1 protein-coding gene is annotated in these 1,225 nt (G+C 35.0%); it reads left to right on the top strand.

The genetic code is table 11. The annotated features are described in order from the left end of the window. The first annotated feature begins 549 nt into the window (after window positions 1–549). Window positions 550–1,179 carry a phospholipase D family protein gene (locus tag ACFFLE_RS07960; RefSeq protein ID WP_380570608.1) on the top strand — a complete coding sequence of 210 codons (630 nt, stop codon included), beginning with the start codon at window positions 550–552 and terminating at the stop codon, window positions 1,177–1,179. The last annotated feature ends 46 nt before the right edge of the window (window positions 1,180–1,225 follow it).

The following is a 1,225-nucleotide window of genomic DNA, read 5'->3' as shown; positions in this document are numbered from 1 at the left end:
GTGTCTTATTTGGAGAGAGCTGTTGAGTCTTAATTGTGGAAAACTGTTGAGTCTAGTTTAGCAGTTACAAAGAAAAAGCTGAGAATGATATTAAAAGAGATTCTTTAGAGAAAACAAAACAAAAAGGACAAAAAATACTTAACAAAAAGAAAAATGGAGAATCTATATCTATATATGAAGCATCTTATTTTAAAGCTGCTGAAGATAAACTCAAAAATTAAACAAAGAAAAATATATACAGTAAGGTTTAGGCACATTTTCATAGGGTGGCGAAGATAAAAAAGAAAGCAAAAAACGTGCGCTCGCAGCATTCTACGGAAGAAACCGAGGAGATGAAGTTTTCACTCAATCGTGGAGGGAAGGGATTAGCGATGTTGTAAGATATATTCAATCATTCTTTGCTCAAAGAAACGAATACTATACTGGCATCCGGCGAGAAGTGGTTATGGAGTCTTTGTTTGGGTTTCGGTGAAAAGAAAAAAGATAAAAAATCTCTAATGAGATAGCTACGATACAATGAACGTGACAAATGGGTAAAGGGGGCTTTGTATGAGCATAGATTTAATGGACAAAGACTTTGGTAGTAAATTTCACATAGAATTGAGCACCACAAACGAAACTCTTCGTATAATGTCTCCTTTCATAAGTTACAAAACTGCTAGTTACTTAGCCAACTGTTTAAAAAACAAGAGCATGGATTGTACCATCATTACTCGGTTTAACCGTGAAGAATTTCTCCAAGGCGCTAACAGTCTCGAAGGGATAGAAGCATTACTAAAATCAGGAGCGTCCGTGTATGCGCTCCAACACCTTCACAGTAAACTTTATATCTTTGACGATAGAAGCGCTATATTAGGTTCAGCAAATTTTTCGATGAATGGGTTTTTTAAGAACCACGAATTAGGAATTTTTGTTAAAGAAGAAGAAGCCTTTGTCGGAAATATAGTCGAATACGCCAATCAACTTCTCGATTCTATTAAATATGCCGGCGACTTTGAAGTGACTCAAGATAGAATTGATGAAGAGAAGAAACAAATAAGTGAACTAATCTCCAAGAGAACTTCAAAAAGTACTGATTATAAAAACACTCATAGATGGGGAGCGATTATTAATCAAGATGAAAATGAGCGAGAAAAAAAGAAGATATATGGTGATAATATAATGGACCCAGGATTTTAGACGCGAAAGAAGGAGATGTTAAGGTAGGTATATGAAACGTAAAAGA

The organism is Salinicoccus siamensis (genome assembly GCF_042429615.1).
GTDB lineage: Bacteria > Bacillota > Bacilli > Staphylococcales > Salinicoccaceae > Salinicoccus > Salinicoccus siamensis.
The sequence above is the reverse complement of the archived record's forward strand: the minus strand, read 5'-3'. Positions and strand labels throughout refer to the sequence as shown.

Bases quoted from the DNA above. Each gene is read 5' to 3' on its own strand.
- ACFFLE_RS07960 (WP_380570608.1), top strand. From the start codon at position 550: ATGAGCATAGATTTAATGGACAAAGACTTTGGTAGTAAATTTCACATA.